Source organism: Isoptericola sp. NPDC057653, assembly GCF_042799955.1.
Classification (GTDB): Bacteria; Actinomycetota; Actinomycetes; order Actinomycetales; family Cellulomonadaceae; genus Isoptericola.
Window position 1 is genome coordinate 1255973 of sequence record NZ_JBHVHP010000002.1, and the last position, 8656, is coordinate 1264628.

The 8656-nt window shown below is 72.5% G+C and carries 7 protein-coding genes and 1 rRNA gene; 1 reads left to right on the forward strand and 7 read right to left on the reverse strand.

Translation table 11 applies throughout. From position 1 onward, the window contains the following. Positions 1-157: 157 nt before the first annotated feature. Positions 158-1414: a DUF6986 family protein gene (locus ACFU9A_RS16985; RefSeq protein WP_430576447.1), complete on the reverse strand. Its 1257-nt coding sequence runs from the start codon at positions 1412-1414 to the stop codon at positions 158-160. Beyond that, positions 1411-2886, reverse strand: coding sequence for an NAD-dependent malic enzyme (locus ACFU9A_RS16990; protein ID WP_430576448.1), 1476 nt, complete (start codon positions 2884-2886; stop codon positions 1411-1413). The genes ACFU9A_RS16985 and ACFU9A_RS16990 overlap by 4 nt, the downstream gene beginning before the upstream one ends. 108 nt (positions 2887-2994) lie before the next feature. Here ACFU9A_RS16990 and ACFU9A_RS16995 point away from each other — a divergent pair, with 108 nt between their 5' ends. Further along, the gene (locus tag ACFU9A_RS16995; RefSeq protein ID WP_430576449.1) at positions 2995-3747 is read left to right on the forward strand and encodes an IclR family transcriptional regulator; all 753 of its coding nucleotides are present in this window, start codon (positions 2995-2997) and stop codon (positions 3745-3747) included. Positions 3748-3827: 80 nt separating this feature from the next. On the opposite strand, the gene ACFU9A_RS17000 is transcribed toward ACFU9A_RS16995, so the two are convergent. The 5 genes from ACFU9A_RS17000 to rrf all read right to left on the reverse strand — a co-directional run bounded on the left by ACFU9A_RS17000 (position 3828) and on the right by rrf (position 8517). After that, positions 3828-5507 carry a nucleobase:cation symporter-2 family protein gene (locus ACFU9A_RS17000; protein ID WP_430576450.1) on the reverse strand — a complete coding sequence of 560 codons (1680 nt, stop codon included), beginning with the start codon at positions 5505-5507 and terminating at the stop codon, positions 3828-3830. Positions 5508-5562: 55 nt separating this feature from the next. After that, entirely contained in the window at positions 5563-6507 is a 945-nt protein-coding gene (gene pucL / locus ACFU9A_RS17005; RefSeq protein WP_430576451.1) for a factor-independent urate hydroxylase, read from the reverse strand. A 132-nt stretch (positions 6508-6639) separates the two neighbouring features. After that, positions 6640-6978, reverse strand: coding sequence for a hydroxyisourate hydrolase (uraH, locus tag ACFU9A_RS17010; RefSeq protein ID WP_430576452.1), 339 nt, complete (start codon positions 6976-6978; stop codon positions 6640-6642). Further along, entirely contained in the window at positions 6975-7478 is a 504-nt protein-coding gene (gene uraD / locus ACFU9A_RS17015) for a 2-oxo-4-hydroxy-4-carboxy-5-ureidoimidazoline decarboxylase (protein WP_430576453.1), read from the reverse strand. Before uraD ends, uraH begins: the two co-directional genes overlap by 4 nt. Positions 7479-8400: 922 nt before the next feature. After that, positions 8401-8517, reverse strand: a 5S ribosomal RNA gene (gene rrf / locus ACFU9A_RS17020). Positions 8518-8656: the final 139 nt, after the last annotated feature.

Here is an 8656-nt window from a genome sequence, read left to right on the forward strand (position 1 = left end):
AGGTCAACCCCCGCCGGGGCCCGTCCCGCCCTCCGGTCGTGATCCGGCCCACAGCCGGCGCCACCAGCAGCGCCGACGGTCCGGGACAGCACGACGGCCCGGGAGGACCGAGGTCCCACCGGGCCGTCGTGGCCGGGCCGTGGCGCCGGGGCGCGGGTCAGGCCCCGACCGGGCGGGTCACCATCGCCGTGAGCTCCGCCTGCTGCAGGCCGGTGCGCCCGACGATCTCGTCGGCGCCGAGCGCCCCGCAGTCGAGGCCGCGCTTGAGGTACCACGCGAGCGCCTTCGCGGTGGCGGGCTCGTCGAGCACCGCCCCCTCCACCTTGTTCACGTAGTTCGACAGCCGCTCCGCCGCGGGCCGGAAGCCCTCGCGGTAGAACGCGTACGTCGCGGCGAACCGGCTCGGGAGCTGGGCCGGGTGCAGGTCCCAGCCCTGGTAGAACCCCCGCTCCAGCGAGCGCCGCACGAGGCGCCCGTGGTTCGCCCACGCGGCGCGCACCTGCGCGTCGTCCCCGACCGGCAGCATGTTCGTCGACCCGTCGGACAGGCGCACGCCCGTCCCCGCGGCCGCGAGCTGCATGACCTCCTTGGCGAGGTCCGCCGCCGGGTGCTCCATCGACTGGTACGCCGCGGAGATGCCGAGCGACGCCGAGTAGTCGTAGGTGCCGTAGTGCAGGCCGCTCACCCGCCCGTCGCCCGCGTGGATCATCCGCGCGACCGTGGCCGTGCCGGCGGAGTCGAGGATCGACTGCGGCGTCTCCACCTGCACCTCGAACCGCAGCCGGCCCGCGGGGAGCCCGTTCGCCTCCTCGAGGCGCTCGCACACCGCGACCATCGCCTCGACCTGCGCGACGGCGGTCACCTTCGGCAGGGTCAGGACGAGCCCCTCCGGCAGGTCGCCCGACGACGCCAGGGTGCTGACGAAGACGTCCAGGGTGCGCAGCCCGCGCGCCCGCGTCGGCCGCTCGAAGCACTTGAAGCGGATGCCCACGAACGGCGTCGCGCCCCCGGCGTCCAGCTCGGCCCGCAGGGCCGCGGCGGCCGCCGCGGTCACCTCGTCCTCGGCCGCGTCCGGGTGCGTCCCGTACCCGTCCTCGAGGTCGATGCGCAGGTCCTCGATCGGCTCGGTGGCGAGCTTGCGCTCCACCTGCGCCGCGACCGCGTCGCGGAGGTCGGCGCGCACGCCGACGGCGTCGAGGAGCGCGTCGGTCCCCTGCGCCTCCACGGCGGCCCACGCCTGCGCGCCCCACTTCGTCGCGAGCCCCGCCCTGTACCGGTGCGCCGGCACGTAGACGGTGTGCACCGGCTGACGCGTGCCGTCGTCGCCCGGGTAGGCACGGTCGAGGTGGGCGTCGTGCGCGGCAAGGCGGCGCTCGACGTCGCCGAGCGCGGCCTGGTCGAGGGAGACCTTCATCGGACCACCGCCGCCTCCGGCTGGAGCGCCCGGCCCAGGTGCTGGGCGAGGCGCTCGGCGTCCTCGGCGCGGTGCTCCGCCACCGGGACCTCCTTGTGCCCCTCGGCCCGGACGGCGTCGGCGACCGCCTCGGCCACGCGGCTGTCGAAGACGCCCGGGATGATGAACGCGGAGTTGAGCTCGTCCTCGCTCACCACCGAGGAGATCGCGACGGCCGCGACGCGCAGCATCTCGTCGGTGATCTGCGTGGCACCCGCGTCGAGCAGCCCGCGGAACAGGCCCGGGAACGCCAGCACGTTGTTGATCTGGTTCGGGTAGTCGCTGCGGCCCGTGGCGACGACGGCGGCCGTCTCGCCGGCGGCGATCGGGTCGACCTCGGGCGTCGGGTTCGCGAGGGCGAACACGATCGCGTCGTCGCTCATCCGCGCGACGTCCGCGCCCGTGAGGATGTTGCCGGCCGACACCCCCACGAAGACGTCGGCGCCCACCAGGCCCTCCTTGAGCGTGCCCGTGAAGCCGGACGGGTTGGTGTTCTCCACGATCCACGCGCGGTTCTCGTCGCCGTGCGCGGACTCGGTGGTGAGCGCGCCGTGACGGTCGAAGCCGATGATGTCGCGGGCGCCCTGGGCGAGCAGCAGCCGGATGATGGCGGAGCCGGCGGCGCCGACGCCGGAGACGGCGATGCGGACGTCCTCGATCTTCTTGCCCACCACCTTGAGCGCGTTGATGAGCGCCGCCAGCACCACGATGGCGGTGCCGTGCTGGTCGTCGTGGAAGACGGGGATGTCCAGCTCCTCGCGCAGGCGCTTCTCGATCTCGAAGCAGCGCGGGGCGGAGATGTCCTCGAGGTTCACGCCGCCGAAGCCGGGCGCGATCGCCTTGACGGTCCGGATGATCTCCTCGGTGTCCGTCGTGTCGAGGGCGATGGGCCACGCATCGACGTCGGCGAACTGCTTGAACAGTGCCGCCTTGCCCTCCATGACCGGCATGGCGGCCTCCGGGCCGATGTCGCCGAGCCCCAGGACGGCGGTGCCGTCGGTGACCACGGCGACGGTGTTGCGCTTGATGGTGAGGCGGCGCGCGTCCTCCGGGCGGGCGGCGATCGCGAGGCACACGCGGGCGACGCCGGGGGTGTACGCGCGCGACAGGTCGCGGCGGGTCTTGAGCGGCACCTTCGGCGCGATCGAGATCTTGCCGCCGAGGTGCATGAGGAACGTCGAGTCCGACATCTTCAGCACGCGCACGCCCTCGAGCGCGTCCAGGGCCTGGACGATCCGCTCGCCGTGCTCGGCGTCCACAGTGTCGCAGGTGACGTCGACGACGATCGTGTCGGTGTGCGACTGCGCGATGTCGACGCCCATCACCGAACCGCCCGCCGTGGCGATCTCGTGGACGATCTCGCTCGTCGCGCGCTGGGAGGCCGGCGCCTCGACGCGGAGGGTGATCGTGTAGCTGGGGCTGGGCATCGCCATGGCCTGGGTGTCCTTTCGGGGAGCTGATGACATGAAGTTTCGAGATGTGGAAGGATGGTTTCTAGAACCGGGAACGGTTCACGAGACTTTGCGAAGGGGGACCTGACCATGGCGAACGGCACCGGAGTCCAGTCGGTGGACCGGGCGATCGACCTGCTCGAGATCATGACCGACCTGGGCGGGGACGCCGCGCTGAGCGAGCTGGCGGCCGCGGCCGGCCTCCCGCTCCCGACGATCCACCGGCTGATGCGGACGCTCGTCGGCCGGGGCTACGCCCGCCAGCTCCCGTCCCGCCGCTACACCCTCGGGCCGCGGCTGATCCGGCTGGGCGAGAGCGCGGGACGCCAGCTCGGCGCCAGCGCCCGCCCCCACCTGGAGCGCCTGGCCCGCGAGCTCGGCGAGAGCGCCAACCTCGCGATGATCGACCGCGACATGGTGGTGTACGTCGCCCAGGCCTCGTCGTCGTACTCGATGCGGATGTTCACCGAGGTGGGACGGCGCGTCTACACGCACTGCACCGGCGTCGGCAAGATGGTGCTCGCCGAGCTGCCGGACCAGACCATCCGCGACATCGTGGGCCGCGTCGGGATGCCGCCGGCCACCGACCTGTCGATCACGGACCCGGACGACCTCCTCAAGGAGATCGGCACCATCCGCGAGCAGGGGTACGCCGTCGACGACGGCGAGCAGGAGATCGGCGTGCGGTGCTTCGCCGTTCCCGTCAAGGGCGCCCCCACGCCCACCGCCCTCTCGGTGTCGGGGCCGGCGGCCCGCGTCACCTACGAGTTCGGCGAGGCCGCGCTCCCCCTGCTGCACGAGGTGGCCGAGACCATCTCCAAGGAGCTGCTCTCCGCGGCCTGAGCGCAGGCGCGGGCCCGACGGGGGGCGCGAGGCGGTGGTCCCGCCTCGCGCCCTCCGTCGTGCGGGGGCGCGCACCGCGCTCACCGGTCCCCCGGTTCGGCCGCGCCCGCGTGCACCAGCGGTCGCGAGTCCGCGCCGGGGCGGCGCTCCGCGACCGCGGCGCGCGCCCCCTCCCGGATCTGCAGCACGTCGGGCACGCCGTCGGCGTCGAGGTCGATCGCCGAGACGCAGCCCGAGCGGCGGCCGTGCCCGTGGCGCACCCGCGCCCGCACGTCCGCGTTGAGTCGGGCGCGGCGGGCGGCCTGGTGCTCGGCGTCGAGCCGCGCGAAGTACTCCGCCCGGCGCTGCTCCTGCTCCTCGGTGACGACCAGCCGCGCCGAGGACCCCGCGGTGAACACCGACGGGTCCGTGCTGCGCCGGCCCCATCGGATCTCGTTGAACACGAGGTTCAGCACCACCGACACGACCGCGGCGGCCGCGATGCCGGAGTGGAAGATCATGCCCACCCAGGTGGGGAACTGGTCGTAGAAGTCGGGGACGGCGATCGGGATGATCCCGAAGCCGAGCGCCACCGCCACGAGCGTCAGGTTGAGGTTGCCCTCGTACTCGACGCGCGACAGCGTGCGGATGCCGGACACGGCCACGGACCCGAACAGGACGATGCCGGCCCCGCCCAGCACGGGCGCGGGGATCGCCGCGACCACGCGGCCCAGCACCGGGAACAGCCCCAGCACGAACAGCACGGCGCCGCCGGCCGCGACGGCGAACCGCGAGCGGATGCCGGTGATCGCCACCAGGCCCACGTTCTGCGCGAACGCCGACGCCGGGAACGAGTTGAGCAGCGGTGCCACCAGGGTGGCCGCCATGTCGGCCCGCAGGCCGTCGCCGACCCGCTTGGAGTCGACCTCGGTGTCCAGCACCTCGCCGATGGCGATGAGGTCGGCGGTGGTCTCCGTCATGATCACGAGGATCACGATGGTCATCGAGATGATGGCGCCGACCTCGAAGACGGGCATGCCGAAGGCGAACAGCGTCGGGAGCTCGAACACGGCCCCCTGCCCCACGCCCGAGAAGTCCGCGAGCCCCAGCGGCACGGCCACGACCGTGCCGATGACCAGCCCGAAGAGGATGGACAGCCGGGAGATCGTGCCCTGCAGGAACCTGCTGAGCACGAGCACCACGGCCAGCGTGCCGAGCGCGAGCGAGATGTTCGGGACGGAGCCCCAGTCGGCCGCCTCCGCGTCGCCGCCCATCATCCAGCCGGCCGCGGTCGGCAGCAGCGAGACCCCGATGATCGTGATGATGGTGCCCGTGACGACCGGCGGGAAGAACCGCACGACCTGGGCGAAGAACGGGGTGATCGCCAGGCCGATCGCGGCCGCCACGATGATGGCGCCGAAGACGGCGGGCAGGCCGCCGTCCCCGCTCGCCACCGCGACCATCGTGGACACGGTGGCGAACGAGATCCCCTGGACGAGCGGGAGCTGCGACCCGAAGAAGCGGATGCCCAGCGTCTGGAGCGCGGTGGCCAGGCCGCTGACGAGCAGCGCCGCCGAGACCAGCAGACCGATCTGCGCGCCGTCGAGGCCCGCCGCCTGCCCGACGATGATCGGCGGCGCGATCACGCCGCCGTACATCGTCATGATGTGCTGCAGGCCGTAGAGGAAGGTCTTGCCGAGCGGGTACCGCTCGTCCTCCGGCCGGCCGCCTGCGGCCGGCGCGACCGACGTCGCGTCGTCGATCGTCGTCGTCGTGCTCATCTCGATGCTCCTTCGAACCGACTGCACGGTGCCTCGCTGATCAGCCGGACCGCGATCAGCAGAACCCCGTGACGGTGGCCCACGCGCGCGGCTCCTGGTCGGCGCCCTCCCGCTTCACCTCCGCCTCGATCTTCCCGTACGGGCGGTCGGCGACGTAGAAGACCTCGTTCGGGTTCTCCAGGCCGAAGGGCTCGAAGTCGACGACGAAGTGGTGCAGGTTCGGCATCGAGAACTTGATCTCGCCGATCTCCGGGTGCGCCTCGAGCACCTTCTTGCCCATCTGGAACAGCGTCTGCTGCAGGGCGAGGGAGTGGACGTCCGCGAACGTCTCCAGCAGGATGCGGCGCACGTCGTCGTAGACGGCGTTGAAGTCGATGTCGAGCGTCGTGTAGCGCCAGCGGGCGGTCACCGAGGTCGCGAGGATGCGGTCGGTGGTCTCCTGCAGCGTGGTGTAGCGGTCCTTCGGGAAGCCGTGGAACTCCGACCCCGTGGACTTGAGGACCTTGAGGTCCTCCAGGCCCGAGACGACGAAGACGTCGTCCCCGTCGCGCTGCACCACCGTGGTGCGGGTCTCGGTGCCGCCCTTGACGAAGGCGTGGTCGTGCTCGCCGTCGGTGACGTGGTTCGCGAGGGAGGAGGGGATGTGCTCCCAGGTGTACTCCTTGGCCTCCCACCGGCCGCCCTCGATCCAGTCGAAGCTCGAGGTGAAGTGCTCGCCCAGCCGGAGCGCGAACTCCTCGGGCGAGGCGATGCCGTCCTTGGCGAGCGCGAACACGGTGTTCTTCTGCGTGTCCGTCGGGACCACGAGGCCCTGGTCGCCCTCGATGTGGGCGGCGGAGAAGTCGCCGCGCAGCTGCGAGGTCACGGAGAGCTCGGTGATGCGGTGGCGCGCCTGGTCCCGGTCGACCTTCATGACGCGGACCTCGGCCTTGCCGTACTGGTTGTCGCCCAGCACGATCGTGCCGGTCGTGGCCTGTGCGTCGGTGGCGGTGGCGGTCATCTTGCTGACTCCTTCATCTGTTGTTGCGTTGTCCCGTGCCGGCCCCCGAAGGGCCGGCGGGCACGTCTCCTATGACGATGACGCAGGTCGCGGCGCCTCTGCCGCGGCCGGTGATGCGGGCCGGAGGGCCCGTCAGCTCCCGCGGTACGTGGAGTACGCGAACGGGCTGAGCAGGCAGGGCACGTGGTAGTGGTCACGGCCGGCCTCGACGGTGAAGTCGATGGTGATCGACGGGTAGAACGTGGGGGTCCCCTGCGCGGCGAAGTACTCGCCGGTCGCGAAGGTCACGCGGTAGGTGCCGGGCTCGAGCGCCCCGGGGCCGAGGTCCTTCACCCGGCCGTCGGCGTCCGTGGTCGCGTCCGCGAGCCGCTCGGCCGTGTCCGCGCCGACGCTCCAGAGGGACACGGCGACGCCCGCCGCGGGCAGGCCCGAGACGGCGTCGAGCACGTGGGTGGTGATGTGCGAGGTCATGAGAGCTCTCCTTCCAGCCGCAGCACGGCGATCTCCCGCAGCTGCTGGCCGGCGATCCGTCGCTCGGTGGCGGCGTCGTTCCCGAGGCGCTCCTCGAGCGAGCCGAGGATCTCCTCGGCGCTCCGGCCCGCCGCGCGGATGAGGAACACGTGGCCGAACCGCGCCTCGTAGGCGCGATTCCCTTCGCGCAGGCGCTCCTCCACCGAAGCGGCGAGGTCGCCGAGCCCGGCCTGCTCCCGCCGGGAGTGCGCGGCGTCGGCGTCCTCCCCCGACGCCCGCTCGCCGATCCGCGGGTGGCGCGCGAGGGCGGAGTCGATCTCCTCCTCGGTCCAGGGGTCGGCCACCGCGCGCGCCGCCGCGAGGGCGGCGGCGGTGTCGGCGTAGGGACGGCCGGCGACGACCGCCTCGGCCCACCGGGACACGGCCGCGCAGGAGAGGACCTGCACGAGAGCAGCGTCCACGTCCGCCGCGTTGAATGCCTCGAGACCCGCACTCGTCATCGAGCGATCCTCCTTCGGACGATTCCACCCACCGAAAATGGGTTTCCGTTCCGTGAAGTCTCGCTCTCGCACGGGCGACGTGTCAAGTGAGTCGATGCTCACTGCGGCCGCCCGCGAGACCCTCGCGGCGAGGCCCGGCCGTGTCCCCCGCATGTCCCATGGTCAGCCCCGGAGAACCCGCGCGCTACCAGCCGCGTGAAGGGCATGCGGAGGTGGGTCGCCGATCCCGCGGCCCCGCCCGGCGCAGGCCGCGCCGCCGTGCGCCGCCGTACCCGAGGGCGCCAGGCCGGGGGCCGCGTCCGGAGCGCGCTGGGCCGAGGCCGGCGCCGCATCCACCGGGTGCGGGCCGACGGACGTGCGGAGGCACCGGGATGCGCCGTCGGTGACGACGCGCCGGGCGCCGACGGGGGCGACCCCGCCTACGGGCACGGCCGGCGGGCGTGGACAGCACGGCGGGGCGTGGGGCACCGGATCCGGGCTCCCGGCACCGCGAGGACCCGTCCCGGAGAACAAGGAGCACCACGCGCCCAGGACGGGCGCCCGGCACGTCGAGCGCTCTGGTCGTCGAGGCTCTGACCGTCGAGGCTCTGACCGTCGAGGCTCTGGCCGCCGAGGGTGGACGTCGAGGCCTCTGAGCGCCGCGTGAGTGCGTACGCGGCTCCGCGCCACGGCGAGCCATGGGAGCGGATGAGGCGCGATCCCCCTCAGCCGCCCGGCCAGCGACCGGAGCAGCTGCTACCGACGACCCTGTCGGCTCGGCCCGCTCGCGGTCGTGGGCAGCCGTTGAGCTGCGATGCAGGCCCTGCCGTGCTCACGTGGTCGTCACGCAGCGTGGCGGAACGCCGCGGCCGCGGATGGTGGTGAGGGGATCCGGGTATGCGAAAGGCCCACCCCCTGGGGGGTGGGCCTTTCGTGAATGGGTGTCCGGCGGCGTCCTACTCTCCCACCCCCTCTCGAGGGCAGTACCATCGGCGCTGAAGGGCTAAGCTTCCGGGTTCGGAATGGGACCGGGCGTTTCCCCAACGCTATGACCGCCGTAACTTTATCGAGTTGTCTGGGTTCACCCCGTGGCCGCCCGCACGTGTGTGTGTGGGGGGTGGGGGTGGTGCCCGTTTCTCGGGAACCGCATAGTGGACGCAAGCATGTTATTGCCAACAGTGTTGGGTGTGTGTGAAGTT

Excerpts from the sequence above, each read along its gene's own strand:
- ACFU9A_RS16985 (WP_430576447.1), bottom strand. The coding sequence starts at position 1,414 with ATGAAGGTCTCCCTCGACCAGGCCGCGCTCGGCGACGTCGAGCGCCGC.
- ACFU9A_RS16990 (WP_430576448.1), bottom strand. The coding sequence starts at position 2,886 with ATGGCGATGCCCAGCCCCAGCTACACGATCACCCTCCGCGTCGAGGCG.
- ACFU9A_RS16995 (WP_430576449.1), top strand. The coding sequence starts at position 2,995 with ATGGCGAACGGCACCGGAGTCCAGTCGGTGGACCGGGCGATCGACCTG.
- ACFU9A_RS17000 (WP_430576450.1), bottom strand. The coding sequence starts at position 5,507 with ATGAGCACGACGACGACGATCGACGACGCGACGTCGGTCGCGCCGGCC.
- pucL (WP_430576451.1), bottom strand. The coding sequence starts at position 6,507 with ATGACCGCCACCGCCACCGACGCACAGGCCACGACCGGCACGATCGTG.
- uraH (WP_430576452.1), bottom strand. The coding sequence starts at position 6,978 with ATGACCTCGCACATCACCACCCACGTGCTCGACGCCGTCTCGGGCCTG.
- uraD (WP_430576453.1), bottom strand. The coding sequence starts at position 7,478 with ATGACGAGTGCGGGTCTCGAGGCATTCAACGCGGCGGACGTGGACGCT.